The following is a 24,898-nucleotide window of genomic DNA, read 5'->3' as shown; positions in this document are numbered from 1 at the left end:
GGATCCAGCTCAGCGGTGCAGCCACATGCGGATCGCAAGCAGCAATTGATCGGTGTTGACGGGTTTTGCGAGGTAGTCGGAGGCACCGGCTTCCAGGCATTTCTCGCGGTCGCCTTTCATCGCCTTGGCGGTCAATGCGATGATCGGAAGGCGGGCGAAGGCCGGGTTGTCGCGGATCACACCGATGGTCTGATAGCCATCCATCTGCGGCATCATGATGTCCATCAGCACGATGGCGATTTCCGGATTGGATTCGACCAGCGTCACGGCTTCGCTGCCGGTGGTTGCCGTCAGCACCTTCATGCCGCGCCGTTCCAGCACGCTCGACAACGCGAAGATGTTGCGGGCGTCGTCGTCGACGAGCAGGGCGGTCTTGCCGATCAGGTCCTCATCGGAACTGTTCAGCTTCTCCAACATGCGCTGCTTCTCGGCAGGGAGTTCCGTGATCACGCGGTGCAGGAACAGCGCGGTTTCGTCGAGCAGGCGTTCCGGCGATTCCACCCCCTTGACCACGATGCTGCGTGCCATGGTGTGCAGCTCGGCATCTTCCTCCGCCGAAAGCTCGCGGCCTGTGAAGACCACCACCGGAACGTTCGAGAGGGTTTCGTCATTGCGGATCTGGTCCAGCACCTCGAAGCCGCTCATATCCGGCAGGCGGAGGTCGAGCACCACGCAATCGCATGGCGCCTCGCGCAGCATCGAGAGCGCGCCGGCGCCGGTATCGGTCGCCACGATCTCGATGTCGTCGTGGTGCAGCAGCTCGCGGATCGAGAGCTGCTCGGCTTCGTTGTCCTCGACGATCAGGAGTCGCTTGCGCCTGGGACGCGCATATTCCTTGATCTGCGTCAGCGCCGCCGCGACGCCTTCGGTCGTTGTCGGCTTGTTGACGAAGGAGAAGGCGCCGCGCGCCAGCGCATGCTGGCGGTCCTCGTCGAGGGTGATGATCTGCACCGGGATGTGGCGGGTCAGCGGATTGTGCTTGAGCTGGCTCAGCACGGTCCAGCCGAGCATGTCGGGCAGGAACACGTCCAGCGAAACCGCGCAGGGCTGGTATTGCTTGGCAAGCTCGAGTGCCTCCGCACCGCGCGCGGCGACCAGCACCTTGAAGCCCTTGTCGCGCGCGAGGTCGACCAGCACCCGCGCATAATGCGGATCGTCCTCGACGATCAGGAGGATGCTGTCGCCGGGCTCGAGGTTGAGCCGGTCGTCAGGCAGCTGCTCGATCACGCGCTGCTGCTCCGGCGCGGCCGCCTGCAGCGCCGGCGGCTGGTTGTATTGCTGCGGCGACGGGGCGGCGCGCGACGCCAGCGTCGGCCCGGAATATTTCAGCGGCAGATAGAGCGTGAAGGTCGAGCCCTTGCCCGGCGCGCTGCGCAGATGGATTTCGCCGCCGAGCAGGCTCGCGAGCTCGCGGCTGATGGCAAGGCCGAGGCCGGTGCCGCCATATTTGCGGCTGGTGCCGGCGTCGGCCTGCTGAAACGCCTCGAAGATCAGCTTCTGCTTCTCCAGCGGAATGCCGATTCCCGTATCCGACACCTCGAACGCGATCACGGCCGGCGCGGAGTTCAGCACCGGGTGATCGGTTCCCCAGCCGCCGAGGGCGGCCTCGACCTTCAGGCGCACTTCACCTTCGGCGGTGAACTTGAAAGCGTTGGAGAGCAGGTTCTTCAGAACCTGCTGCAGGCGCTTGGAGTCGGTGACGATGCTGCGCGCGAGGTTCGGATCGACGTCGATCTTGAACGAGAGGCCGCGGTTCTCCGCCTCGTGCCTGAACGGCCGGCCGACGGTCTCGAGCAGGTTGGCGGTCAGGATCTCCTCGGCATCGACCGTCACCGTGCCGGACTCGATCTTGGAGAGGTCGAGAATGTCGCTGATGAGGTTGAGCAGGTCGGTGCCGGCGCCGTGGATGGTGCGGGCGAACTCGACCTGCTTGGCCGTGAGGTTGCCGTCAGGATTGTCGGTGAGCTGCTGACCGAGGATCAGGATCGAGTTCAACGGCGTGCGCAGCTCGTGGCTCATATTGGCGAGGAATTCGGACTTGTACTTCGAGGTCAGCGCGAGCTCGGTCGCCTTTTCCTCCAGCGCGCGGCGGGCCTGCTCGATCTCCTGGTTCTTGCGCTCGACCTCGACGTTTCGCTCGGCGAGCTGCTGCGCCTTCTGCTCGAGCTGGTCGTTGGTCTGCTGCAATTCGCGCTGCTGGGTCTGGAGCTCGGTGGCGAGCTGCTGCGACTGCTTGAGCAGGCCTTCGGTCTGCATCGTCGCCTCGATCGAGTTGAGCACGATGCCGATGGAGTCGGTGAGCTGCTCGAGGAAGGTCATCTGCGAGGTCGTGAAGGAGGTGAGCGAGGCGAGCTCGATCACCGCCTTGACCTGGCCTTCGAACAACACCGGCAGCACGACGAGGTTCTTCGGGGCGACGCGGAACAGCGCCGAGTTGATCGGGACCACGTCGGAAGGAATGTCTCCGACCACGCGCGGCCGCCGGTCGAGCGCGCACTGGCCGATCAAGCCTTCGCCGAATTGCACCACGCGCTGATAGGGATAGACGCCGTCGCCGGCGTAGGAGGCGAGCAGCAGGAGCTGCGGATTGTCCTCGCTCTCGACCTGATAGATCACGCCGGTATGGGCATTCACCAGCGGCGACAGCTCGGTCAGCAGCAGCCGGCCCACGGTGGCGAGGTCGCGCTGGCCCTGCAGCATGTTGGTGAATTTCGCGAGGTTGGTCTTCAGCCAGTCCTGCTCGGTGTTCACGTCCGTCGTCAGACGGAGGTTCGTGATCATCGTGTTGATGTTGTCTTTCAGTTCCGCGACTTCGCCGCGGGCATCGACCTGGATCGAGCGCGTCAGGTCGCCCTTGGTCACGGCGGTCGCCACTTCCGCGATCGCGCGGACCTGCGAGGTGAGGTTGGCTGCCAGAAGATTGACGTTGCCGGTGAGGTCCTTCCAGGTGCCGGCCGCGCCGGGCACGTCGGCCTGGCCGCCGAGGCGCCCTTCGACGCCCACCTCGCGCGCCACCGACGACACCTGATCGGCGAAGGTTGCGAGCGTCTCGGTCATGTTGTTGATGGTGTCGGCGAGCGCGGCGACCTCGCCCTTTGATTTCACCGTGAGGTTCTGCTTGAGGTCGCCGTTGGCGACCGCCGTCACCACCTTGACGATGCCGCGCACCTGCTCGGTCAGGTTTGCCGCCATGAAGTTCACGGTGTCGGTGAGATCCTTCCATGTGCCGGCCACACCAGGCACCTGGGCCTGACCGCCGAGTTCGCCCTCGGTGCCGACCTCGCGCGCCACGCGGGTGACTTCGCCGGCGAAGGCGTTGAGCTGATCCACCATGGTGTTGATGGTGTTCTTCAGCTCGAGGATCTCGCCCTTCACGTCCACGGTGATCTTGCGCGACAGGTCGCCGCGCGCCACGGCGGTGGTCACTTCGGCGATGTTGCGGACCTGCGTGGTGAGGTTCGCAGCGAGCAGGTTGACGTTGTCGGTGAGGTCCTTCCAGGTGCCGCCGACGCCCGGCACGACGGCCTGGCCGCCGAGCCGGCCCTCGGTGCCGACCTCGCGCGCGACGCGCGTCACTTCGGCGGCGAAGGAGCGCAGCTGCTCGACCATGGTGTTCAGCGTATCCTTCAGCAGCAGGATCTCGCCGCGCACGTCCACCGTGATCTTCTTCGACAGGTCGCCGCCGGCGATCGCAGTTGCGACCTCGGCGATGTTGCGGACCTGCGCCGTCAGGTTCGACGCCATGAAGTTGACGTTGTCGGTGAGGTCCTTCCAGGTGCCGGCGACGCCGGGCACCTCGGCCTGGCCGCCGAGCTTGCCTTCGGTGCCAACCTCGCGCGCGACGCGGGTGACTTCGCCGGCGAAACCGTTGAGCTGGTCCACCATGGTGTTGATGGTGTTCTTCAGCTCGAGGATTTCGCCCTTCACGTCCACGGTGATCTTGCGGGACAAGTCGCCGCGCGCCACGGCGGTGGTCACTTCGGCGATGTTGCGGACCTGCGCGGTGAGGTTGCCTGCCATCGAGTTCACGCTGTCGGTGAGGTCCTTCCAGGTGCCGGCGACGCCGGGCACGTTGGCCTGACCGCCGAGGCGGCCTTCGGTGCCGACCTCGCGCGCCACGCGCGTCACCTCGCCCGCGAAGCGGTTGAGCTGGTCGACCATCGTGTTCAGCGTGTCCTTGAGCTGAAGGATCTCGCCACGCACGTCCACCGTGATCTTGCGCGACAGGTCGCCGCCGGCGATGGCGGTGGCGACCTCGGCGATGTTGCGGACCTGGGCGGTGAGGTTGCCCGCCATCGAGTTGACGTTGTCGGTGAGGTCCTTCCAGGTGCCGGCGACGCCCGTCACCTGCGCCTGGCCGCCGAGCTTGCCTTCGGTGCCGACCTCGCGCGCGACGCGCGTGACTTCGCCGGCGAAGGCATTGAGCTGATCGACCATGGTGTTGAGCGTCTCCTTCAGCTGAAGGATCTCGCCCGACACGTTCACGGTGATCTTCTTCGACAGGTCGCCCTTGGCGACGGCGGTGGCGACCTCGGCGATGTTACGGACCTGGCCGGTCAGGTTCGACGCCATCGAGTTGACCGAGTCCGTCAGGTCCTTCCAGGTGCCGGCGACGCCGCGCACCTGCGCCTGGCCGCCGAGCTTGCCTTCGGTGCCGACCTCGCGCGCCACGCGCGTGACCTCGCCGGCGAATGCGTTGAGCTGGTCCACCATGGTGTTGATGGTGTCCTTCAGCTCCAGGATCTCGCCGCGCACGTCCACGGTGATCTTCTTGGACAAGTCGCCGCCGGCGACCGCCGTCGTCACCTCGGCGATGTTGCGAACCTGTGCGGTCAGGTTCGACGCCATCGAGTTGACGCTCTCGGTGAGGTCCTTCCAGGTGCCGGCGACGCCGAGCACGTTGGCCTGGCCGCCGAGCCGCCCTTCGGTGCCGACCTCGCGCGCGACGCGCGTGACTTCGCCAGCGAAGGCATTGAGCTGGTCGACCATGGTGTTCAGCGTTTCCTTCAGCTGAAGGATCTCGCCCGAGACGTTCACGGTGATCTTCTTCGACAAGTCCCCGCCGGCGATGGCGGTTGCGACGTCGGCGATGTTGCGGACCTGCGCGGTGAGGTTCGAGGCCATGAAGTTGACGTTGTCGGTGAGGTCCTTCCAGGTGCCGGCGACGCCGGGCACCTGGGCCTGGCCGCCGAGCTTGCCTTCGGTGCCGACCTCGCGCGCGACACGCGTCACTTCCGAGGCGAAGGAGTTGAGCTGGTCCACCATGGTGTTGATGGTGTCCTTCAGCTCCAGGATTTCGCCCCGCACGTCCACTGTGATCTTGCGCGACAGGTCACCGCGCGCCACGGCCGTGGTGACGTTGGCGATGTTGCGGACCTGCGCGGTGAGGTTGCCGCACATCGCGTTCACGGAGTCGGTCAGGTCCTTCCAGGTGCCGGCGACGCCGGGCACGATCGCCTGTCCGCCGAGCTTGCCGTCGGTCCCGACCTCGCGCGCGACGCGCGTGACTTCCGAGGCGAAGGAGCGGAGCTGATCCACCATCGTATTGATGGCTTCCTTGAGCTGAAGGATCTCGCCGCGGACGTCGACGGTGATCTTCTTCGACAAGTCGCCGTTGGCCACCGCGATCGTCACCTCGGCGATGTTGCGAACCTGGTTGGTCAGGTTGTTCGCCATCGAGTTGACGCTCTCGGTCAGATCCTTCCAGACGCCGGTCACCTCCGGCACCTGGGCCTGGCCGCCGAGCTTACCCTCGGTGCCGACTTCGCGCGCCACGCGCGTCACCTCGGAGGTGAACACGCCGAGCTGCTTGATCATGGTGTTGACGATGTTCGCCGACTGCAGGAACTCGCCGCGGAGCGGACGGCCGTCAACGTCGAGCTTGACGGTCTGCAGCAGGTCGCCTTGCGCCACCGCCGCGACCGCCCGCGTCACCTCGCGAGTCGGCCACAGCAGGTCGTCGATCAGCGTGTTGACCGAGCCTTCCATGTCCGCCCAGGAGCCCGAGGCGAGGCCGAACTTCACGCGCTGCCGGGTCTTGCCCTCACGCCCCACCACTTGGCCGACCAGTTCGAGCTGCTGCGCCATGCGCTGGTTGGCGGCGATGATTTCGTTAAAAGTGTCGGCAATCTTGCCGTCGATGCCGAGATAGTCGCCGCTCATGCGTACCGAGAAATCGCCGCTGCGCATGGCTTGTAAGGCCAGTAGCAATTCCGCCCGGGAATCCGGCTCCGACATACCGTTGTTTTTTGGCTTTGGGACACGACGACCGGAGCGTGATGCAGTTCCGGGATCGAGGTCGCTCATACTTGATTCCCCCGCGGGCGTCGGCCGGACCTGCGGCAAGACGCAATTGATCAAACTAGAGCGTCAGCCAAATTCGAAATCAAGCGCCAAGGTCGCGGCACCCGGAAATGGAACCTGCTCTGCTCAGCCCGGTGCAAATAACGGTGAAAACCGCAAATGGTTCCAGAGGGTTTCACAAGTTTCTCGGCTCCCGCCCTCGACATTCTCGATGCTCCCGGACGCGCGGCTCAGGAACGGGCAATGGCCCTCGAGGTTGAGCCAGCAGACACAGGGAGAGTGCACATGAGAGCCGGGTTCGCCGTCTTGATCGTTACAACATTTGCTGCGGGATCGGCGCTGGCGCAGGCGGGCGCGCCCAGCGGGCGCGGAGCGGTCACCGGCGATCCCGCTGCGAGCTCCGCCACCCCGCACGGGGATGCGCAGACCACGGGAAGCGCGGCCAGATCCAACCCCAGCGGAAGCGGCACGTCGACCTCGGGGGGAAAGGACGATAACGGGGATGCAGGCCGGGACAAGATGCCGGAGAGCGACCGCCCGGTGCGACCGGAGAGCCAGCAGCATCATCCGAACGACGAGTAGGGCGGCTATTTATCGGCCATGGTGCGCTCGGCATCCTTGACCTGCGAGCGCAGCGTCCGCAGCTGTTCGCGCGCGAACGCTGCAAGCGCGACATTGTCGGGTGTCCGGAGATAGCGTTCGAGCAGGGCGATGGTCGCTTCATATTCGGGGATCTGAGCGGCATAGAAAGTCCGGACGTAAGTCGGTCCGTCCGAACTGTCGGGCTCGGCGAGGCGAGCGCTCGCCCGCTTGCCGATGCGGGGCTCGGCGCCGATCGCCTCCTGAATTTCCTTGAGCGTCTTGTCCCGTTTCGCAGCTTCTTCGGCGCGCAAGGCGGCAAGGTTCTTCACCTCCGCATTGCCGTTCAGCTCGGTGCTCTCCAGGAGGGCGTGCTGAAAGCGGCTGAACGCGTAGAGGCCGCTGATGACGTCGATGGCCGCCGGCGCGCGGTTATCAGGCCTTTGCTCGCCGGTGCTGTCGGCCAAGGCTGAGCTGCCGATGAACACCAGGAAGATGGCAACAAGAACTCGCATCCATGGCAATGCCCGCGTACGGTGCGAAGTTCCGCAAACGTTACGATCCGGCAAAGGACGGTTGCGATGGAGGAGTTCCGTCCCCACGTCTTGGCCATGAAACAGTCTGACGTATTCAGGGATAACGCGGAGAACTGCCTGCAGCTCGCCGAGCGCGCGGAAGGGCAACCCGCCTACAGGCGCTATTCGCGCATGGCGGATGCCTGGACGGCGCTCGCAAGGGAGCAGGATTGGCTCGATGGCGAAATCCCGCCCGTGACCGTCCGCATCCCCCAAAACAACGGGGCATAGACGGCTGTCGTCTTCGTCAGTCCGCGTGTGAGATGAAGCACGGACCGCAAGCGAGCAATGCAGGATCATGCGGGAGCAATCGATCGCGTGGATTTTGATCCCAGAAGGAGTTTTTGCAATGGCTCCACGTCTCGCCCTTCTTTCACTCATTCTAGCCTTTGGCGTCTCGGTCGCGTTCGCGACGGTGACGACGGTGCGGCAGGTGCAGCTCGGGAAGGCGTCTGCTGCGGTTCATGCCGCGCATAGCTAGCGCCGTCGCTTGCGCCCGGAACATTCGGCGCTGACCTGCGTAGCCGCTTCGATACATCGAGATAGAAGCGGGAGAATATCATGGCCCATTCCGACCACGGCATCGTCAAGGACCAGCGCGCGGAGGAGCAGCCGCGCGACAAGCAGCGCGCCCAGGCCGTGCACAAGACGGACCCGAAGGGCTCGCCGTCGCGCGAGGCGACGCGCGATCCTGAGCTTACCGACAAGAACAAGACGCCAGGCTCCGGCGTGATGCCGGATGATTCCGGCGACGCGCCGACCGGCTAGGGGTGATCCGCTAAAGGTTCTCGCAAGGAACGAATCCGCGCGCGAAGAGTCGACGGATTGCTTCTGGTAGGCATGCCCCCGGTGCGCCGGAAGCAATCTCCAGGGACGGCCCTGGCACCCACCGTGCCGGGGCCGTTTTGCCGCGCGAGGCTTGATCAGTCCTCTTTGCTGCCTTCGGGGTCGCTTTGAGTGTGACCGTCCGGCCCGCGGCCGAACACGCCGAAGCTGCTCGACTTCACGCCTGCAGCGGCATCGACGCCCGCTGCCGCCAGCCCAAACTTGAGCAGTTCCCGGACTGCCGCAGCGCGGGTCGGCATGCGGTGCTTGAACCGGAAATCATCAACCGCGGCCAGCTCGTCGGGTGAGAGCATGACCTGGAGGCGCTCGGCGCGAAGGTCATTCATGGTCGATCACGCAAAATGAGTAATTTGAGCAGTCTACTCAACAAACGAACTTAGTGGGAGTTCCACAAGAGTCGACGAACCTGCCAATTGAGTAAAAAGATATAGCAAAATCAATAAGTTAATGTTGAAACGAGTCGAGTACTGGCGCATTCTACTTCAAAGGGAGATCGGCCATGACGGATGAGGTCAGGTTACCCCGCAAGCTTTCCGACGAGCCAGAAGCAGCAAAGCCGGTGCGGCCAAGCCACCAGAAGGTCATCGATCAAGTTGAGCGCTGGGCGAACAGCCCGGGCCTGCAACCGCCGAGGACGGACGATGCGAAGACGGTCTGAACCCCACACGTTCGAACAGCGTCTCGACGCGCAGAGGCTGCGGCTCGAGCACGAACTTGCAAGTCTGCCGGTGGGCGTTCAGCGGGATTCCGTTGCCGCGCGCATCGAACAGCTTCATGCTGCCGCGGAGATGTTCGAATTCCTCAAGCTACGAGACGCTTCGACGCCGCGCTAATCGCGACCTGGATTCGGACGGCACGCGATGCGAGACGATACGAAGTTTCCGTCTCATCCACCACGTCGACATCGATACCACGGCCCAGGCGAGGATGGCGCCGATGAAGGCGACTACGCTGCTCTGTGGGACCGTGACGTAGAAGACGGCGGCGAACGCAGCAAGACCGATGCTCCCCAGGCCGGCGCCGGCTGCGTCGAGCGCTGCGGCCTCCTGCCCGCGCCGGCGTCCGTCGAGACCTGCCTTCTCCTTGGCCCGCCGCTCATGACTTTCGATCAGCGTTGCACTGGCGCAGAAGATCGCGGGAAGGGCAAGGAAGAGCCCGCCTATCGAGGTGCCGAAGCTCGCACCCATGATGCCCGCCAGCACCGTCGCCAGTCCGCCAAGCACGAAGCGAATAGCGTATTCGTACCAGCGCGTTTGCTTCAGCGCCGATGGGGACAGCTTGACCAGCATCAGGCGGCACCTCCGAAGCTCGCGAGCAGGCCGAAGGCGACGCCCAGCCATACCGCGAAGGCGAGAATGGTGGCGGGCAGCGCGGCAAGACGAAACCGCATCAGCAGATGGCACACGGCGACGCCGTAGCAGGCAAGCGCGATCGCGCCATAGATCATGGTCCAGCTTTCGGCCGCGGCGTAAGCTCTGCCATGCTGCACGATCGCGATTGCGAGCGTGGCGAGCGCGACCGACGGGGCGGCGCCGAGCAGGCCGGCAAAACTCTTTGGCCGCAGCATGTCGCCAAGGATCGCAAAAGCTGAAACGATCACCCCGCCGGCGATGAAGCGCACGATGTATTCGGTCATGACTGCACCCGCTTGTGGTGCCGGCGCCGTGTCAATGTGAGCGGCCTGAGGAGTCGTTCGACGACAATGCCGAGGGAGAACCCCGCCAGCACGTCACTCGGCCAATGCGCCAGCAGCACAACGCGCGTCAGCGAAAGCGCGACCGCGATGACGCGTATCGCGCGGCGCGGCCTTGTCGGCAAGAGACCCGCTGCCGAGGCGAGGGCACCCATGTGCATGGCGTGGCCGGAGGGAAAGGCATCCCGCGCTCGCCCCGAGATGGGAACGCCATGTCCATGACCGCGAATGGTCGTGCGATCGGGTCTTGTCTGGTCGAACACGGACTTCAGCGCGTGCGGCAGCATCGCCGTCGCCAGGGTTACTGCCAGAATATGATTGGCGGCGGGGCGTGTTTCCGGGCGTCGCAATTGCGCGTACAGCCACCCTGCAACGGCAAGCGCCAGAAGCACGTGCTCGTCGGCCGCCCAGGTCAGCGTCTGTGCTGTCTGCTCCAGCCCTGAATTGGTGTGGTCGGCGATCTCATTCGCGATCGCCGTGTCGATCCGAGTGGGTTTGACTGTTACGAGTGCCATCGGTCCGCAGTTGCTGAAATGTCCTCCATGACTCTTTTGTAAAGCCTGTGTGACGGTGATGGTTCCTGCGGCTTAGGGCCGAGAGGGCGCCGGCAGAGCCGGCGCTCTAGAGTATTACTTCGACTGGCCGACGCTCGGCGCCTTGTCGAGCTCTTTCGCCATCTGGAGATGGTGCTTGAGCGCGGGCAGCGTCTTGCCGGCCCAGTCCTTCAGCTCGGCATTATCGCCGCCTTTGGCGTACCGCTCGAACAGCGAAACTGCGTCCTCGTGCGCACTGACCTGGTAGGAGTTGTAATCGGAGCTGAAGTCCTTTCCGGTCGCGCCCTTGAGCTTGTCGAGCTTGCTCTGGTGCGAGCTGTCGAGCGCCGTCGGCAGCGTTGCCTGGACCTTGCCGTTGCCGACGAGACCCTTCAGTTCGCCGCTGGTCTTGGTGTGGTCGGTCACCATCTGCTGTGCGAAGGATTTCTCCTTTGCGTTGCCCTTCTGCTCTGCGAGCTTGCTCGACTCGATCTCGAACATGTCGCTGATGGCGACTTCCTTGACGAAGTCGGCAGTCGCAGGCGCGACGCCGAGCGCCGAATTGACGCCGGTCTTTTCGCCGACCGACTGGGCGAGCGCGGGACCTGCGAGAAGCACGCAGGCGAGGGCGATGACGGTTCGTTTCATGGTTCGGTCCTCTGAATTGGCGGCGCGGCCGCTGGCCGCGCGACTTGCGATCAACCCGGGATCGGGACCGGGGTTCCTAATCGGTCGGATTGCGGCCGGTGCGCGGGTTGATCGGATCGGTCGCCCTGCGCCGCAGCCTTTCCGGCAGGAACGGCTCGCCTGGCGAGGCCGACGGCTCGGCGCGCACGTCCGCATGGCGCTGCGCGCGCTCGTGCCGCGTCTTGTTGTCGTTGAAGTGCTGCTTCACGTCGACGCCGTCGACGGGATCGTTGACGCCGTTCTGGATGTCGCGAAAGTCGCTCATGGCTCACTCCTTTCCAGGCAGGATCGTCTCGAGCACCTGCCGTGCTGCACCTTTGATGACGCCGCTCCCGTTCGGATCGCCTTTCATCAGCGCCAGCGAGAAGTTCTTGGCCTGCTGCAAGGTGATGTGCGGCGGTAGCGGCGGCACCTCGGGGTCGGTTTTCACCTCCAGAACCACGGGCATCTCGCTCGCCAGCGCCTGCGCCCAGGCAGAGCCCAGGACCTGCGGACTGTCGACATAGATGCCGCGCAGCCCAACCAGCTCGGCAAAGCGCGCGTAGGACACATTCGGAATCTGCTGCGAGGCCTCGAACTTGGGATCGCCGTTGATGATGCGCTGCTCCCACGTGACCTGGTTGAGGTCTTCGTTGTTGAAGACGCAGACGACAAAACGGGGATCGCGCCAGGAACGCCAGTATTTGGCAGCGGTGATCAGCTCGGCCATGTTGTTCATCTGCATCGCGCCGTCGCCGACGAGCGCGATCACGGGACGATCAGGATGGGCATATTTCGCGGCGAGCGCATAAGGCACCGCCGCGCCCATCGAGGCGAGGCCGCCGGACAGCGAGGCCGTCATGCCGCGCCGTATCTTCAGATCGCGCGCGAACCAGTTGGCGCAGGAGCCGGAATCGCTGGTAATGATGGCGCGGTCGGGCAGGCGCGGGGACAACTCCCAGGCGACGAGCTGCGGATTGACCGGGGTGGCCGGCTGATGCGCGCGATCATCCAGGGTTTTCCACCATCTGGCGACATCGTCCTCGATACCCTTGCGCCAGGCACCATCGGTCTTCGGCTTGAGCCGCGGCAACAGCGCGCGAAGTGTCTCGGCAGCATCGCCGACAAGGCCGACTTCCATGGGAAAGCGGATCGACATCATGCTGGCGTCGATGTCGACCTGCACGCCGCGGCAGCTGCCTTCCTTCGGCAGGAATTCGGCATAGGGAAAAGCGGAGCCGACCAGCAGCAGCGTGTCGCAGTCCGTCATCATGTTGTAGCTGGGCTCGGTGCCGAGCAGGCCGATCGAGCCGGTGACCCAGGGCAGGTCATCGGGCAACGCGGCCTTGCCGAGCAGGGCCTTGGCGCAGCCTGCCGACAGCCGGTCGGCAACCGCGATCACCTCGTCGGTGGCGTGAAGCGCGCCGGCGCCGATGAGCATTGCAACCTTCTTGCCGGCGTTGAGCACCTCCGCGGCACGGTCGAGCTCGGCCTCGCGGGGCGTGACACGCGGCGCACTGTAGCCGATGCCGGAATGCAGCGTGCCATGGGCGCGGGGCGGACTTTCGTATGGTTCTTCCTGGAGATCGTTGGGCAGGATGAGCGCGGTCGGGGTCCGCCGGGCGAGTGCAATCCGCACGGATCGATCAACCAGATGGCGCACCTGTGCAGGCGAAGATGCCTGCATGACGTAGGCGCCGGCGACATCCTTGAACATGGAAACCAGGTCGAGTTCCTGCTGGTAGCTCCCGCCGAGCGCGTTGCGGGCCTGCTGGCCGACGATCGCGAGCACCGGCTGGTGATCGAGCAGCGCATCGTAGAGCCCGGTGATGAGGTGCGAGGCGCCGGGCCCCGAGGTTGCGATGCATACGCCGAGCTCGCCCGAGAATTTCGCGTATGCGGTTGCCATGAACGCCGCCATTTCTTCGTGCCGCGCCTGCACGAAGCCGATCCTGCCCTCCGCGCGGTTCATCGCGCCGAAGACGCCGTTGATGCCGTCGCCGGGATAACCAAAGATATGGCGCACGCCCCATTGATGCAGGCGCTGGACGATGAAGTCGGAAACGGTCTGGGACATCCGCATGGCCCTCTGTGAAGCTCAAAGAACCGCTCGTTCCCTGCGATGTTCCTGACCTGCCGGAGGAACCCGAGCCGGAACGATCGCACGGCTGTCCGGTTGGTCCACACATTGGCTGAGTGGAGAATTGCAATGTTGAATCAAGGCGAGCTGGACCGCAGCGAGATGGGCCGGTTGATCGGCAGCGACAAGGTCGAGGGAACATCGGTATACGGTGCCGATCGCAACAAGATCGGCTCGATCGAGCGGGTCATGATCGACAAGATCAGCGGCAAGGTTTCGTACGCCGTGCTTGGGTTCGGCGGGTTTCTCGGCCTCGGCAACGACCACTACCCCTTGCCCTGGCAGTCGCTGAAATACGACACGGAGCTCGGCGGATATGTCACCGGCATCACGGCCAAGCAGCTGGAAGGCGCACCGAAATACGGGGCGAAAAGCGATTGGAACTGGAGTGATGAATCCGCGGTTCGCGGCATCAACTCGTACTACGGTGTTCCATTCGCTTGACGAGCAATTGGCGGCGAGAGCGGCAATAGAGGCGAGCGCGGCACGGTGAGTGCCGCGCTTTCACAGGCAGTCGCCTGGGTCGGCAGGACCTTGCAGCAGCAGGTCGGCTTCCTCCCCTATATCGATGTGTTCTGGACGCGCGCGCTCGTCGCGGTACTGATGATTCTGCGCCCGATCGACCTGAGGGCCCGGCGCGGGGGCATTGAGACAAGACCGTCGCCACTCAAGCGGGCGGAGCGATCAGACTGTCCCTGCGGACGGACTCTGGATGCTTCGTTGCAAGGGCTCCTCGCAATGACGGTGGAGAGAGGCCCGCTCGCCTCACTCACCCGACCGCTACCCTCCGTCCCGGACCTGCATGCACGTGCATGCCTGGACCTTCGAGATGGAGATCAGTCCGTTCGGAGAGAAATGGTGACCGCTTCGCAAAACTGCGGTTAGACTGATCCCACACAAACCAAATCCGGGAGGCGACTTACGTGAAGACCGCGATCACCGAACTGTTCGGCATCGAGCACCCCATCATCCAGGGCGGCATGCATTTCGTCGGCTTTGCCGAGCTTGCCGCCGCGGTCTCCAATGCCGGCGGGCTCGGCATCATCACGGGCCTCACGCAGAAGACGCCGGAGTTGCTGGCGAAAGAGATCGCGCGCTGCCGCGACATGACCGACAAGCCATTCGGCGTGAACCTCACCTTCCTGCCGACCTTCTCAGCGCCGCCTTATCCGGAATACATCGCGGCGATCGTCGAAGGCGGCATCAAGGCGGTCGAGACCGCGGGCCGCAGCCCGGAACAATACATGCCGGCGCTGCAGGCGGCCGGCATCAAGGTGATCCACAAATGCACCTCGGTCCGTCACTCGCTGAAGGCCGAGCGTATCGGCTGCGACGCAGTCAGCGTCGACGGCTTCGAGTGCGGCGGCCATCCCGGCGAGGACGACATCCCCAACATGATCTTGCTGCCGCGCGCGGCTGAGGAGTTGAAGATCCCGTTCGTCGCCTCCGGCGGCATGGCTGACGGGCGCAGCCTCGTCGCGGCACTCTCGCTCGGGGCGGCCGGCATGAACATGGGCACGCGCTTCATTGCGACCAAGGAAGCCCCGGTGCATCAGAACGTGAAAAACGCGCTTGTCGCGGCCACCGAGCTCGATACCCGGCTGATCATGCGCGCGCTGCGCAACACCGAGCGCGTGCTGAAGAACGCCAATGTCGATCGCCTGCTCGAGATCGAGCGCGAGAAGGGCGCCAAGCTCACCATCGACGACATTCACGACCAGGTCGCGGGCGTCTATCCCAGGATCATGCTGGAGGGACAGATGGACGCCGGCGCCTGGAGCTGCGGCATGGTCGCCGGCCTCATCCATGACATCCCCTCCTGCAAGGAACTCATCGATCGCATCATGGGCGAGGCGGAAACCATCATCCGCGGCCGCCTCATGGGGTTCCTGGATGGGACGGGGGCGACGCGAAAAGTCGCCTGACACCGCCAAACTTCTTAACCACGGCGGCAATCGGCCGCTGGAATTGCCCGCGACGCCTCCTAAATAGGGGTAAATTACCCCTTAATAGTCAGTTTCAGGAGGCGTCCGTGGTCCTGAAAGGCGTTCCTTTTGCGGTTGCCGTAGCCCTCGTCCTTGCGTGGGGCGGCATCGCGCGCGCTGACGACTACAAGCCTGACGAATATCTTGGTCTTGACCTCTCCAAGGCGGTGCTGTCGCCGAAGCGTCTCGGCCCGGAGACGCAATTCGCGCCGGTGGCGCTCGAGGCGAAGGGCGGCAACGAGGCGCAGGCGCGGGCCGAGCCGATGGACGTGCCGAAGAAGGTCGCGGCTGAACGCGTGCACGTGTCGGAGCCGAAGCTCGCGCATGCCAAGGGCACGCAGCCCCGCGGTGCGGCGCGCACGAAGCTCGCGCATCGCCGCGGCAATCCGCTCGACGCCCAGGCGATGGACACCCGCATCCAGACTTGGCCCTGCCGCTCCGGCGGCATCTGCAATTGGAAGCGCTAGGCGCGACATTCTCTTCGCCTCTCCCCGCCCGCGGGGAGAGGCCGGAATTCGATCGAAGCTTGAATTCCGAGCCTCCGCGAGTCCAACTCTCACCGTCCGGGCGGAGACTCCCCCTCACCCCAACCCTCTCCCCGCAAGCGTAGCGAGGAACCGCTCCACGGCTGCGGCTGCACCTCGGCCCGTCATCCCCGCGTCGCAGAACCGTAGGCGTGGAGTCAAGAAACCATCAGGATAGGAGTCAAACGGCGCAGGCACCTTCCGTCGCGATTCGACGAAGGTCTCCTGAATGGCAACACTCCGCGCTCCGCGCGCATGGAGCCGGCGGCAATTCCTGGTCCGCTCCACCTCCAGCCTCGCCGTTGCCTCGCTCGGCACGCTCGCAACGCCCCACGTCAGCCGCGCTGCAGACCGCCCGCAGATTGCGGGCGGCATCCAGTCGGGCGATGTCTCGGATGACTCCGCCGTGATCTGGGCGCGCGCCGACAGGCCGGCGCGGATGCACGTCGAGTGTTCGACGGTCGAGAGCTTCAAGACCATCATCGCATCGGCTTGGCGCGACGCGCTGCCAGATGCCGACTTCACCTCCAAACTGCTGCTGAACGACCTGCCGACCGGGCAGGACATCTTCTATCGCATCCGCTTCGACGACATCGCCACCGGCATCGCCGGCGAAAGCCGCATCGGCCATTTCCGCACCGCGCCGGCCTCAGGCCGGTCGATCTCGTTCCTGTGGTCCGGCGACACCGCGGGGCAGGGCTGGGGCATCGACGTCTCGCGCGGGGGCTATCGCAGCTATCGCACTATGCTCGACAACCGTCCCGATTTCTTCATCCACTCCGGCGACCACATCTACGCCGACTGCACGATTCCCGCAGAGCGGAAGCTGCCGAACGGCGAGACCTGGCGCAACCTCGTCACGGAGGACAAGGCAGAGGTCGCGCACACGCTGGCGCAGTTCCGGGGCAATTACAAATACAACCATCTCGACGAGCATTTTCGCGCGTTCCACGCGCACGTGCCGATGTTCGCGCAGTGGGACGACCATGAGGTCACCAACGACTGGTCGCCGACCGGCAGCTACGATGATGCAGGCTTCGAGGACGACGGCACCCCGCGCCTGGTCGCGCGCGCCCGCCGTGCCTTCTTCGACTTCATGCCGATCCGCGATATCTGCACGCGGCAGGGCCGGGTCTATCGCAGGATCGCCTATGGCCCGCTGCTCGATGTCTTCATGATCGACATGCGCAGTTTTCGCGACGAGACCTGGAACAAGGGCGATGATCACGGCGGCTGGATCCTCGGTGCCGAGCAACTCGCCTGGCTGAAGCGCGAGCTTGCCGCCTCGCGCGCGACCTGGAAGGTGATCGCGGCCGACCTGCCGATCGGCCTGATCAGCCTCGACGCGGTCGCGCTCGGCGATGGTCCGCCGGACCGGCGTGAGCACGAGATCGCCGATCTCCTGGCCTCGATCAAGCGCGCGGGTGTGCGCAACATCGTCTGGCTCACCGCCGACATGCACTACACCGCCGCGCATTATTACGATCCGAGCAAGGCCCAGTTCCAGGATTTTGAGCCGTTCTGGGAATTCGTCTCCGGCCCGCTCCATGCCGGTACCTGGGGCCCGGGAGGGCTCGACAATACGTTTGGTCCGGTCGCGATGTACCAGAACGGCTGCAGCGCGGCGCAGGGCGAGAATCTCGCTCCTTGTTTTGGCTTGCAATTCTTCGGCCGTGTTGACATCGACGGCCCGAGCGGCGTGATGACCGTGACCCTGAAGGACGTCGACAATCGTGATCTCTGGTCGGTCGATATCGTGCCGCAGCCGCAGCCGCGTCCGGCCCTGGCTGCCCAGCACACCTGAGCTGCGCTAACCCGATCTTGATTGGCCGCCTCGCGTCGTCCGCGCTATGCTGGCCGTTCCCGCCATCTCCCTTCCATCACCGAAGAGTCTGCCCACGCGGTATCGCCGCGTGCATCCGGCGGGTTGAATACGTCAGGAGCCTGTTCATGGATCATCTGAAGACACAGGGCATCAGCATGCCCAAGCTCGGCCTCGGCACCTTCCGCATGCAGGGCGATGCCTGCCGGGTGGCGGTCGAGAGCGCGCTCGCGATCGGCTATCGCCACATCGACACCGCCGAGATGTACGCCAACGAAGAGGCGATCGGCGCCGCGCTTGCCTCAGCGTGCGTGCCGCGCAATGAGCTGCACGTCACGACCAAGGTCTGGCACGAGAACCTCAGCCCCGATGCGATCCGGCGTGCCTTCGACGCCAGCCTGACCAAGCTGCGGCTCGATCAGGTCGATCTCTATCTCGTGCACTGGCCGTCGAAATCGGCGAATTGGGGCGCGGTGTTCGAGACCTTGATGAAGCTGAAGGAGGAGGGACGCACGCGGGCGATCGGCGTTGCCAACTTCACCACCGCGCTGCTCAAGATCGCCGTCGAGGACATCAAGGCGCCGATCGCCTGCACCCAGATCGAATATCACGCGATGCTCGATCAATCGAAGGTGCTGGCCTATCTCAAGGCCAAGTCGATCCCGCTGGTTGCCTATTGCCCGCTGGCGCAGGGGCGTATCGCATCGGACCCGGTGCTCGCCGCGATCGGGGCCAGGCACAATGCGACCGCAGCCCAAGTCGCGCTGAAATGGCTGCTCGACCAGTACGGCGTTGCCGCGATTCCGAAGGCCTCTCGCCGCGAGAGCCAGCAGGCCAATCTCGACGCGCTGAAGATCACGCTCGACGAGGCCGACCGCAAGAAAATCGCGGCGCTCCCAAAGGACAGGCGCTGCGTCAATCCGGGCTTCGCACCGGCGTGGGATTGATTTCGCCGAGCGTTTCGATCACGCAAAGAAATGGCCCCGTGAGGGGCCATTTCCGCGTTTGCGTTACGCATTAGTCCCAGTGGTGACGATGGCTGCGCTTGATCACGACGACCTTGTCGCCATGATGGCGCCAGCCACGATGCCAGCCGTGGTCGCGATGCATGCCGTATTCGGCACGCGCAGCGTACGGGCCGTGGTGATGACCGCGCTTGATCACCACCGTCTCCGCGCTCGCCAGCGTCGGCGCTGCGATCGCGAGAGTGCCGAGGGCCGCAACCACATAACCAAGCTTCTTCATGATGTCCTCCTCCAATCGAATGCCAATCTAAACCGCGCATCCGCATGAACGTTCCGGAGGAATCGCAGGAGAATTCTGAACGGATGTTCAGATGAGGTTAATCGCAGCGCTGCTGCGCCGGCGTCGGCGCGCCCGTGGCGACGTATTTGCCGTCCCTGATCGTGTACTCGCCGCGCTCGCTCCGATTGTAGATCGCGCGCAGGCTGCCGTCCTTGTCCAGCAGCAGCCCGAACTCGCGGGCCTGATGCAGCGAGGGGAAGTACACCACCACGTTGAGCAGGCCTTCGGCGTTGACCGTGGCGGACACCACCTCGTTCTCGTCCCTGGCGTCGCCGAAATTGCGCCGGTACATCACCCGACCGTCCTTCCGGATCTCGTAGGTCAGGAGCGCACCCTTGTCGTGGTCCGGCCGGGCCGCGCAATCGACCGCCCAGGAGCCGAGCAGGCCCCATTGCTCGACCGTCGCCGCAAGCGTCTCCGCGTGGGCCAGGGGTATGAAGGCAACCCATAGCAATGCAGCCGTGGTCCAGCGGCTCAAGCAACGCGTCATGTCCCGGCAAGCCCCGCCTCGAAGAATTCCAGAGTGTAGCATCCCCGGCGCGGTCGTCCACGCCAGCTGCCGATCGCGCGCGAATTTGATCCGCGTCAATGAGGCCGGCCGCAGCGGGAGTAGGATGCCAGCTCCGAAGGCGAACGTGGATACACCAATGCTGAATCAAGTCATGGATTTTGCGGGCGAAGTGCTGCCGGGGAGCTGCGCCGCGCCGCCCTATTCGGAGGCCGCGTTTCTGGCCGAGCTGGGCGACCGCCTGAGATCCTCGCGCACCCGCTGCGACCTGTCGCGCCGGGAGCTCGCCCGCCGCTCCGGGATTTCCGAGCGCTACATCGCACAGATCGAGGCGGGCAAGGGTAACGTCTCGATCGTCCTGTTGCTGCGGCTGGCCTCAGCGATCCACGGCAGCCAGCCACAAGCGGCCTGACGCTAGCTCAGGCCCGCTTCTCCACATTGGCGCTCCGCGCCGGAACGCCAAACTCCCTGCGGCACACTTCAGCCAGCACGGCGACGCCCTCGCGGATCTGCTGATGCGTGGGGCTTGCAAAGCACAGCCGCAGCCGCGAGCTGGAATGGCTCTTATTGGTCGACCATTCCGGCCCGGGATTGATCGAGACGCCGGCGGCCAGCGCAGCCTGATAGAGTTTGAGCGTGTCGACCTGATCGGGCAGCTTGACCCAGAGGAAGATGCCACCCTTGGGCTCCTCGAACTCGGCGGCGGTGCCGAACTGCTCGCTCAGGGCTTCCATCAGCGTGTCGAGCTTGGTGCGCAGCGCCTTCGTCAGCGCAGGCACGTGGGTCGAGAAATGTGGCTTGCAATAGGCCGCCAGCACCATCTGCTCCAGCGCCCCCGAGCCGGCATCCGTCTTCAGTGACAGCATCCGCGACATCACATCCCACGGCGCGACGATGAAGCCGACGCGCAGCGCCGGCGCGATCGATTTCGAGAACGAGCCGATATGGATCACGCCGCCGTTCGGGCTCATCGCGTAGATCGCCGGCGGCCGCTGTCCCGACCAGACCAGGTCGGCGTAGCAATCGTCCTCGAAGATCGGCACGCCGAATTCGGCGGCGAGCCGCAGCAGCTCGGCGCGGCGGCTCTCGGGCATGATGCTGCCGGTCGGGTTCTGCACCGTCGGGATGGTGTAGATGTATTTCGGGCGTATGCCGCGGCTTTTCAGATCGGCCAGCGCCGTCGCCAGCGCGTCCATTCGCATCCCGTCCCTGTCGAGGGGGATGCCGACCACATTGACGCCGAGCCGCGCAAGGCGGGTCAACGAGCCCTGATAGCTGTCCTGCTCGAAGATCACGGTGTCGCCGCGCGTCAGCAGCGTGTTGTTGACGAGATCGAGCGCCTGCAGTGAGCCCGAGACGATCAGGAGATCGTCGACCGTGCAGTTGATGCAGGCATCGCGCTTGAGTTTTGTCACCAGGAATTCGCGCAAGGGAAGGTAGCCCTGCGGGCCGTGCGCCAGACCGTAGGTGGCGAGCGAACGGCCCTCGCGCCGCAGCACCGTGTTGGTCGCTTCGATCAGCTCGTCGAGCGGCACCTGCTCGGAATCATTATTGCCGCCCACGAAACTGTATCTGGCAAGGCCCGTCCAGCGCGCGGTGGGGGCCGGCAGCCCTGCGGGAAACAGGGGGGCGAAATCGAAGCTGGACGTCATGGAAGCGTTCCTCGTCTTGTTTTTGTTGAGCGGCCGGCGTTGCACCGGCCTGCTTTCCGTCTTGCTAGCCGCCCCGGGTGGGCAGCCTATTTCTTTCCGGCCGTCCGGGTCGGGCGGCCTTGGCTGATGAAAGCGTAATGCGCATTGGCGACGCCGCCAACCATCAAGGCTTCGACCACCGGCTCGGAGATCTCGCCTGTTGCGGCCCAGTCGACGATGAAATTGGCGCCTGTGCCGCCGCGCACGTCGTCGGTCGGGATGAAGATCGAGACGGTGGCGAGCGGCCTCAAGGCCACCGGCGCCTTCAGATAGCTCTCGACCTGCTTGCCTGCGGTGTCGAAATAGGCGATGCGCTTGAGTACCAGGGCTTGCGTCTCGGAGGCGTTGTGGACGCTCAATGTCACCGAGAAGTCGACGCGCAGCTTGCCCTGGCTCATCGCAACGCTTGAATACGCCGGCACGTAGAACCCGCCGGACACGGCGAGTTCCTCTTTCGGCAGCGCGGTCAGCGACTCGGCAAAGTTTTGTTCGATATCGACTTTGGATTGCGCGGCGGCCGGCAATGCGAACAGACGCAGCAGGGCTATCACAGAGAGCACGATCCGCATGTGACGAATTGCTCGCTTGCCGCGTCGCAACCCGCCACTACGGTGCGGCAAAACGGACCAATTTGGCATGCATGAGCTCATTCGCGACATCACCCTCTGTATCCTGTTTGCCTGGATGCTGGGCCTCCTGGCACACTTTTCCAGACAACCGCTGATCCTGGCCTACCTTATCGCCGGCTTCTGCATAGGTCCATTCGGTGCCGGCTGGGTCAAGTCGCAGGAATCGATCAGCGTCATCTCCGAGCTCGGCCTGATCTTCATGCTCTTCATGATCGGCCTTGAGATAGACCTGAAGAAGATCGTGCGGGCGGGCAGGGTGATCCTGTTCGCGGCGGGTGGCCAGCTCCTCGGCGGCTGCCTGCTCGGCGTGCTGTTCTTCGTCGGCATCGGCCTGTCGCTTGGTGGCGGGCATTTCGACGCGATCTATCTCTGCGTTGCCTGTGCGCTGTCGAGCACGGTCATCATCGTCAAGGTGCTCTATGAGAAGCGCGAGCTTGATACGCTGCCGGGCCGCATCACGCTCGGCGTGCTGGTGCTGCAGGACATCTTCGCCATCCTGTTCCTGGCGGTGCAGCCGAGCCTTGCCAATCTGGAAGTCACCGTCATCCTGCTCTCGATCGGCCGCGTCGCGGTGCTGGTTGCGGCCGCGCTTCTGGTCAGCCGTTATGTGCTGCCGCGCCTGTTCCACCAGATTGCCCGTCGTCCCGAGCTGATCCTGCTCGGCGCGCTCGCCTGGTGCTTCCTGGTCGCCGAGACCGCCGAGCGGCTCTCGCTGTCGCGCGAGATGGGCGCCCTGATCGCCGGCGTCTCGCTCTCGACCTTCCCCTACGCGCTCGACGTCACCGCCAAGGTCACCACGCTGCGGGACTTCTTCATCACGCTGTTCTTCGTTGCGCTCGGCATGACCATTCCCGTGCCCGGCCTCTCCGTGATCGGGCTCGCCCTGATGATCGCGGCGTTCACGGTGGTGAGCCGGCTCGTCACCACCTTTACGCCGCTCTACGTGATGAAGCAGGGGCTACGCGCGAGCCTGTTGCCGGCGCTGAACCTTGCGCAGATCTCCGAGTTCTCGCTGGTGGTGATCCAGACCGGCGTCAATGACCACCACATCGCAGCCGAGACGGCAAATGCCGCCTCTTTTGCCTTCGTGGTGCTGGCCGTGCTCTCGACCTTCGTGATGACCCGCAGTGACGAGATCACCCGCCGGGCGATCGGTCCGCTGAAGCGGATCGGCCTGCGCGATCTCGATCACGGTTGCCATGCCGAGGAGAGCCACGAGGGCGGGCATGGCGAGTCCCGCCGGATCGTCATCCTCGGCTTTTTCCGCGCGGCGAGCGCGCTGCTGGCGGAGATCGAGCGGCAGGCCCCGGTGTTGCTGGAGCAGATCACGGTGGTCGATTTCAACCCCAATGTGTACCAGACCCTGCTTTCACGCGGTCTGCACGTGATCTATGGTGACATCAGCAGCGCCGACACGCTGCTCCATGCCGGCGTCGGCAAGTCCGAGATGATCATCCTCAGCGTGCCGGACGCGCTTCTCAAGGGCGCCAGCAACGAGAAGCTGGTCCGTCATGTCCGCGCCCTCAATCCGACCGCCATGATCGTTGCTACGGCCGATCTGCTGTCGGATGTGGAGGAGCTCTATGCGGCCGGCGCCAGCTACGTCACCGTGACCCGCCTCAGCGATGCTCATGAGCTGTTTACCGTGATCGAAGCCGCCCAGGCGGGCCTGCTCGCCGACAAGCGTGCGGAGCTCGATCTGCGGCTCGGCGAGCGGCGCGAGGTGCTGCCCTGATGGCGGTTTGCCGTCTTCCGTCCGGGCTCTGCGCACCTATATCGCTGGTATCTGCGGTGCAAGCCTGAGGCCCGCAGGCCGCCCCGCCATCAGGCATATGCGGTTGCGTCCAGGACACTAGCGCTTGGCGCCAAGTCCGGCTAAGGCGTCCGGCAGGCCTCCGGCCCCATAACCGATAGAGATTGGGACATGCCCGATACCGTCCAGGAAGTCTTGCAGGCCTTTGCCAGGGGCGAGCTCGTCGTCGTCACCGACGACGAGGACCGCGAGGGCGAGGGTGACCTGATCGTCGCCGCCTCGCTCTGCACGGCCGAGAAGATGGCGTTCATCATCCGCCACACCTCCGGCATCGTCTGCGCCCCGGTCACCACCGAGGACGCGCGCCGCCTGCGGCTCGATCCGATGGTCGCCCACAACGATTCCGCGCACACCACCGCCTTCACGGTCTCGGTCGACTACAAGCCCGACGGTGGCACCGGCATCTCGGCCGAGGAGCGCGCCTCGTGCTGCCGCGCGCTCGCCAATCCCAATGTCGGCGCCAGCGACTTCGCCCGGCCGGGCCACATCTTCCCGCTGATCGCCAAGGACGGCGGCGTGCTGCTGCGCTCCGGCCATACCGAGGCCGCGGTCGACCTCTGCAAGCTGTCCGGCCTGCCGCCGGTCGGCGTCATCAGCGAGTTGATGAATGACGACGGCAGCGTGATGAAGGGCGAGCAGGTCGCGGAGTTCGCCGCCAGGCACAAGCTCAAGCACGTCACCATCGCGGACATGATCGCCTACCGCCAGGCACGCGAGAAGCTGATCGAGCGGGTCTCGACCTTCGTGACCGAGAGCCCGATCGGCCCTTTGCAGGGCTATGCCTACCGCTCGCCGTTCGATTCCATCGCCCACGTCGCCTTCGTCTACAACGGCGTCGGCGATGGCAAGAACGTGCTGACGCGCTTCCACAAGCCGAACATCGTCAAGGACACCTTCACCGGGCACAAGCGCATGGCCGCCGTGCTCGAGCATTTCAAGAAAACCGGCCGCGGCGTGCTGGTCTATTTGCGCGACGGCGCCGCCGGCGTGCCCGTGTCCCCGCTGCCGGACGAGACCTCGACGGAGGCGGACCGCAACCGCCAGTGGCGCGAGATCGGCGTCGGCGCGCAGATCCTGCGCGATCTCGGCGTCACCTCGATCCGGCACCTCACCTCCTCGGTGCACGACTACAAGGGCCTGTCGGGCTTCGGCATCGAGATCGTCGCCAACGAGCAGCTCGAGATCTGACACGCAGTGTCATTCCGGGATGGGGCTGAAAGCGCCAGACCCGGAATCTCGAAGTGGCAGGCAAAGGGTTTCCGGGTTCGCGCCGTTGCGCGACCCGG

The 24,898-nt window shown here is 64.8% G+C and carries 26 protein-coding genes; 13 read left to right on the top strand and 13 right to left on the bottom strand.

The window, feature by feature from the left end; all coding sequences use genetic code 11:
* Positions 1-9: 9 nt before the first annotated feature.
* A complete protein-coding gene (locus ACRQ5Q_RS32030) occupies positions 10-6,306 on the bottom strand; it encodes a HAMP domain-containing protein (protein WP_439373879.1) in 6,297 nt (2,098 codons plus the stop codon).
* A gap of 282 nt (positions 6,307-6,588) precedes the next feature.
* Here ACRQ5Q_RS32030 and ACRQ5Q_RS32025 point away from each other — a divergent pair, with 282 nt between their 5' ends.
* Positions 6,589-6,885, top strand: coding sequence for a hypothetical protein (locus ACRQ5Q_RS32025; RefSeq protein WP_439393921.1), 297 nt, complete (start codon positions 6,589-6,591; stop codon positions 6,883-6,885).
* Between the two features lie 5 nt (positions 6,886-6,890).
* Here the strand turns inward: ACRQ5Q_RS32025 and ACRQ5Q_RS32020 are convergent, their stop codons facing one another.
* Positions 6,891-7,397, bottom strand: coding sequence for a DUF4142 domain-containing protein (locus tag ACRQ5Q_RS32020; protein ID WP_439393919.1), 507 nt, complete (start codon positions 7,395-7,397; stop codon positions 6,891-6,893).
* 96 nt (positions 7,398-7,493) lie between these two features.
* Between ACRQ5Q_RS32020 and ACRQ5Q_RS32015 the strand changes: the two genes are divergently transcribed.
* From ACRQ5Q_RS32015 to ACRQ5Q_RS32005, 3 genes are all read left to right on the top strand, one after another.
* Positions 7,494-7,688, top strand: a complete 195-nt coding sequence (locus ACRQ5Q_RS32015) for a hypothetical protein (RefSeq protein WP_439399916.1) — start codon at positions 7,494-7,496, stop codon at positions 7,686-7,688.
* A gap of 118 nt (positions 7,689-7,806) precedes the next feature.
* Positions 7,807-7,938: a hypothetical protein gene (locus ACRQ5Q_RS32010; RefSeq protein WP_439373882.1), complete on the top strand. Its 132-nt coding sequence runs from the start codon at positions 7,807-7,809 to the stop codon at positions 7,936-7,938.
* Between the two features lie 80 nt (positions 7,939-8,018).
* Positions 8,019-8,225 (top strand): hypothetical protein, encoded by a 207-nt coding sequence (locus ACRQ5Q_RS32005; protein ID WP_439373883.1) that lies wholly within the window; start codon positions 8,019-8,021, stop codon positions 8,223-8,225.
* Positions 8,226-8,380: 155 nt separating this feature from the next.
* Here the strand turns inward: ACRQ5Q_RS32005 and ACRQ5Q_RS32000 are convergent, their stop codons facing one another.
* A complete protein-coding gene (locus tag ACRQ5Q_RS32000; protein ID WP_439373884.1) occupies positions 8,381-8,629 on the bottom strand; it encodes a hypothetical protein in 249 nt (82 codons plus the stop codon).
* Positions 8,630-8,802: 173 nt separating this feature from the next.
* Between ACRQ5Q_RS32000 and ACRQ5Q_RS31995 the strand changes: the two genes are divergently transcribed.
* Entirely contained in the window at positions 8,803-8,961 is a 159-nt protein-coding gene (locus ACRQ5Q_RS31995; RefSeq protein ID WP_439373885.1) for a hypothetical protein, read from the top strand.
* Between the two features lie 148 nt (positions 8,962-9,109).
* On the opposite strand, the gene ACRQ5Q_RS31990 is transcribed toward ACRQ5Q_RS31995, so the two are convergent.
* The 6 genes from ACRQ5Q_RS31990 to ACRQ5Q_RS31965 all read right to left on the bottom strand — a co-directional run bounded on the left by ACRQ5Q_RS31990 (position 9,110) and on the right by ACRQ5Q_RS31965 (position 13,272).
* Positions 9,110-9,592 (bottom strand): DUF3147 family protein, encoded by a 483-nt coding sequence (locus ACRQ5Q_RS31990; RefSeq protein ID WP_439393917.1) that lies wholly within the window; start codon positions 9,590-9,592, stop codon positions 9,110-9,112.
* Positions 9,592-9,939, bottom strand: coding sequence for a DUF3147 family protein (locus ACRQ5Q_RS31985; RefSeq protein WP_439373887.1), 348 nt, complete (start codon positions 9,937-9,939; stop codon positions 9,592-9,594). The genes ACRQ5Q_RS31990 and ACRQ5Q_RS31985 overlap by 1 nt, the downstream gene beginning before the upstream one ends.
* A complete protein-coding gene (locus ACRQ5Q_RS31980) occupies positions 9,936-10,511 on the bottom strand; it encodes a phosphatase PAP2 family protein (protein WP_439373888.1) in 576 nt (191 codons plus the stop codon). The genes ACRQ5Q_RS31985 and ACRQ5Q_RS31980 overlap by 4 nt, the downstream gene beginning before the upstream one ends.
* A gap of 114 nt (positions 10,512-10,625) precedes the next feature.
* A complete protein-coding gene (locus tag ACRQ5Q_RS31975; RefSeq protein ID WP_439373889.1) occupies positions 10,626-11,177 on the bottom strand; it encodes a DUF4142 domain-containing protein in 552 nt (183 codons plus the stop codon).
* A gap of 76 nt (positions 11,178-11,253) precedes the next feature.
* Positions 11,254-11,481 (bottom strand): hypothetical protein, encoded by a 228-nt coding sequence (locus ACRQ5Q_RS31970; protein ID WP_439393915.1) that lies wholly within the window; start codon positions 11,479-11,481, stop codon positions 11,254-11,256.
* A 3-nt stretch (positions 11,482-11,484) separates the two neighbouring features.
* The gene (locus ACRQ5Q_RS31965) at positions 11,485-13,272 is read right to left on the bottom strand and encodes a thiamine pyrophosphate-requiring protein (protein ID WP_439393914.1); all 1,788 of its coding nucleotides are present in this window, start codon (positions 13,270-13,272) and stop codon (positions 11,485-11,487) included.
* A gap of 132 nt (positions 13,273-13,404) precedes the next feature.
* On the opposite strand from ACRQ5Q_RS31965, the gene ACRQ5Q_RS31960 reads away from it, so the two are divergent.
* From ACRQ5Q_RS31960 to ACRQ5Q_RS31940, 5 genes are all read left to right on the top strand, one after another.
* Entirely contained in the window at positions 13,405-13,779 is a 375-nt protein-coding gene (locus ACRQ5Q_RS31960; protein ID WP_439373892.1) for a PRC-barrel domain-containing protein, read from the top strand.
* 479 nt (positions 13,780-14,258) lie between these two features.
* The gene (locus tag ACRQ5Q_RS31955) at positions 14,259-15,260 is read left to right on the top strand and encodes an NAD(P)H-dependent flavin oxidoreductase (RefSeq protein WP_439393912.1); all 1,002 of its coding nucleotides are present in this window, start codon (positions 14,259-14,261) and stop codon (positions 15,258-15,260) included.
* Positions 15,261-15,367: 107 nt separating this feature from the next.
* The gene (locus ACRQ5Q_RS31950; RefSeq protein ID WP_439373894.1) at positions 15,368-15,787 is read left to right on the top strand and encodes a hypothetical protein; all 420 of its coding nucleotides are present in this window, start codon (positions 15,368-15,370) and stop codon (positions 15,785-15,787) included.
* A 286-nt stretch (positions 15,788-16,073) separates the two neighbouring features.
* Positions 16,074-17,648, top strand: a complete 1,575-nt coding sequence (locus ACRQ5Q_RS31945; protein WP_439393910.1) for an alkaline phosphatase D family protein — start codon at positions 16,074-16,076, stop codon at positions 17,646-17,648.
* A 146-nt stretch (positions 17,649-17,794) separates the two neighbouring features.
* Positions 17,795-18,613: an aldo/keto reductase gene (locus tag ACRQ5Q_RS31940; RefSeq protein WP_439373896.1), complete on the top strand. Its 819-nt coding sequence runs from the start codon at positions 17,795-17,797 to the stop codon at positions 18,611-18,613.
* A gap of 70 nt (positions 18,614-18,683) precedes the next feature.
* Here ACRQ5Q_RS31940 and ACRQ5Q_RS31935 read toward each other — a convergent pair whose 3' ends face one another.
* Positions 18,684-18,911 carry a hypothetical protein gene (locus ACRQ5Q_RS31935; RefSeq protein WP_439373897.1) on the bottom strand — a complete coding sequence of 76 codons (228 nt, stop codon included), beginning with the start codon at positions 18,909-18,911 and terminating at the stop codon, positions 18,684-18,686.
* Positions 18,912-19,008: 97 nt separating this feature from the next.
* On the bottom strand, positions 19,009-19,461 hold the full coding sequence (locus ACRQ5Q_RS31930) for a hypothetical protein (protein WP_439373898.1): 453 nt from the start codon (positions 19,459-19,461) through the stop codon (positions 19,009-19,011).
* Positions 19,462-19,618: 157 nt separating this feature from the next.
* Between ACRQ5Q_RS31930 and ACRQ5Q_RS31925 the strand changes: the two genes are divergently transcribed.
* Positions 19,619-19,891, top strand: a complete 273-nt coding sequence (locus ACRQ5Q_RS31925) for a helix-turn-helix domain-containing protein (protein ID WP_439373899.1) — start codon at positions 19,619-19,621, stop codon at positions 19,889-19,891.
* 7 nt (positions 19,892-19,898) lie between these two features.
* Here ACRQ5Q_RS31925 and ACRQ5Q_RS31920 read toward each other — a convergent pair whose 3' ends face one another.
* Both ACRQ5Q_RS31920 and ACRQ5Q_RS31915 read right to left on the bottom strand, forming a co-directional pair.
* Positions 19,899-21,131 carry a PLP-dependent aminotransferase family protein gene (locus ACRQ5Q_RS31920; protein ID WP_439393908.1) on the bottom strand — a complete coding sequence of 411 codons (1,233 nt, stop codon included), beginning with the start codon at positions 21,129-21,131 and terminating at the stop codon, positions 19,899-19,901.
* Positions 21,132-21,217: 86 nt separating this feature from the next.
* Entirely contained in the window at positions 21,218-21,739 is a 522-nt protein-coding gene (locus ACRQ5Q_RS31915) for a DUF3124 domain-containing protein (protein ID WP_439373901.1), read from the bottom strand.
* Positions 21,740-21,806: 67 nt separating this feature from the next.
* On the opposite strand from ACRQ5Q_RS31915, the gene ACRQ5Q_RS31910 reads away from it, so the two are divergent.
* Entirely contained in the window at positions 21,807-23,534 is a 1,728-nt protein-coding gene (locus ACRQ5Q_RS31910; RefSeq protein ID WP_439393906.1) for a cation:proton antiporter domain-containing protein, read from the top strand.
* 189 nt (positions 23,535-23,723) lie between these two features.
* On the top strand, positions 23,724-24,800 hold the full coding sequence (gene ribB, locus ACRQ5Q_RS31905) for a 3,4-dihydroxy-2-butanone-4-phosphate synthase (RefSeq protein WP_439373903.1): 1,077 nt from the start codon (positions 23,724-23,726) through the stop codon (positions 24,798-24,800).
* The last annotated feature ends 98 nt before the right edge of the window (positions 24,801-24,898 follow it).

This window comes from Bradyrhizobium sp. PMVTL-01 (genome assembly GCF_051861855.1).
Lineage (GTDB): Bacteria > Pseudomonadota > Alphaproteobacteria > Rhizobiales > Xanthobacteraceae > Bradyrhizobium.
This window is presented reverse-complemented; position numbering and strand designations above follow the sequence as displayed.

Coding starts and splice junctions, on each gene's coding strand:
- ACRQ5Q_RS32030 (WP_439373879.1), bottom strand. CDS start 6,306: ATGAGCGACCTCGATCCCGGAACTGCATCACGCTCCGGTCGTCGTGTC.
- ACRQ5Q_RS32025 (WP_439393921.1), top strand. CDS start 6,589: ATGAGAGCCGGGTTCGCCGTCTTGATCGTTACAACATTTGCTGCGGGA.
- ACRQ5Q_RS32020 (WP_439393919.1), bottom strand. CDS start 7,397: ATGCGAGTTCTTGTTGCCATCTTCCTGGTGTTCATCGGCAGCTCAGCC.
- ACRQ5Q_RS32015 (WP_439399916.1), top strand. CDS start 7,494: ATGAAACAGTCTGACGTATTCAGGGATAACGCGGAGAACTGCCTGCAG.
- ACRQ5Q_RS32010 (WP_439373882.1), top strand. CDS start 7,807: ATGGCTCCACGTCTCGCCCTTCTTTCACTCATTCTAGCCTTTGGCGTC.
- ACRQ5Q_RS32005 (WP_439373883.1), top strand. CDS start 8,019: ATGGCCCATTCCGACCACGGCATCGTCAAGGACCAGCGCGCGGAGGAG.
- ACRQ5Q_RS32000 (WP_439373884.1), bottom strand. CDS start 8,629: ATGAATGACCTTCGCGCCGAGCGCCTCCAGGTCATGCTCTCACCCGAC.
- ACRQ5Q_RS31995 (WP_439373885.1), top strand. CDS start 8,803: ATGACGGATGAGGTCAGGTTACCCCGCAAGCTTTCCGACGAGCCAGAA.
- ACRQ5Q_RS31990 (WP_439393917.1), bottom strand. CDS start 9,592: ATGCTGGTCAAGCTGTCCCCATCGGCGCTGAAGCAAACGCGCTGGTAC.
- ACRQ5Q_RS31985 (WP_439373887.1), bottom strand. CDS start 9,939: ATGACCGAATACATCGTGCGCTTCATCGCCGGCGGGGTGATCGTTTCA.
- ACRQ5Q_RS31980 (WP_439373888.1), bottom strand. CDS start 10,511: ATGGCACTCGTAACAGTCAAACCCACTCGGATCGACACGGCGATCGCG.
- ACRQ5Q_RS31975 (WP_439373889.1), bottom strand. CDS start 11,177: ATGAAACGAACCGTCATCGCCCTCGCCTGCGTGCTTCTCGCAGGTCCC.
- ACRQ5Q_RS31970 (WP_439393915.1), bottom strand. CDS start 11,481: ATGAGCGACTTTCGCGACATCCAGAACGGCGTCAACGATCCCGTCGAC.
- ACRQ5Q_RS31965 (WP_439393914.1), bottom strand. CDS start 13,272: ATGTCCCAGACCGTTTCCGACTTCATCGTCCAGCGCCTGCATCAATGG.
- ACRQ5Q_RS31960 (WP_439373892.1), top strand. CDS start 13,405: ATGTTGAATCAAGGCGAGCTGGACCGCAGCGAGATGGGCCGGTTGATC.
- ACRQ5Q_RS31945 (WP_439393910.1), top strand. CDS start 16,074: ATGGCAACACTCCGCGCTCCGCGCGCATGGAGCCGGCGGCAATTCCTG.
- ACRQ5Q_RS31940 (WP_439373896.1), top strand. CDS start 17,795: ATGGATCATCTGAAGACACAGGGCATCAGCATGCCCAAGCTCGGCCTC.
- ACRQ5Q_RS31935 (WP_439373897.1), bottom strand. CDS start 18,911: ATGAAGAAGCTTGGTTATGTGGTTGCGGCCCTCGGCACTCTCGCGATC.
- ACRQ5Q_RS31930 (WP_439373898.1), bottom strand. CDS start 19,461: ATGACGCGTTGCTTGAGCCGCTGGACCACGGCTGCATTGCTATGGGTT.
- ACRQ5Q_RS31925 (WP_439373899.1), top strand. CDS start 19,619: ATGCTGAATCAAGTCATGGATTTTGCGGGCGAAGTGCTGCCGGGGAGC.
- ACRQ5Q_RS31920 (WP_439393908.1), bottom strand. CDS start 21,131: ATGACGTCCAGCTTCGATTTCGCCCCCCTGTTTCCCGCAGGGCTGCCG.
- ACRQ5Q_RS31915 (WP_439373901.1), bottom strand. CDS start 21,739: ATGCGGATCGTGCTCTCTGTGATAGCCCTGCTGCGTCTGTTCGCATTG.
- ACRQ5Q_RS31910 (WP_439393906.1), top strand. CDS start 21,807: ATGCATGAGCTCATTCGCGACATCACCCTCTGTATCCTGTTTGCCTGG.
- ribB (WP_439373903.1), top strand. CDS start 23,724: ATGCCCGATACCGTCCAGGAAGTCTTGCAGGCCTTTGCCAGGGGCGAG.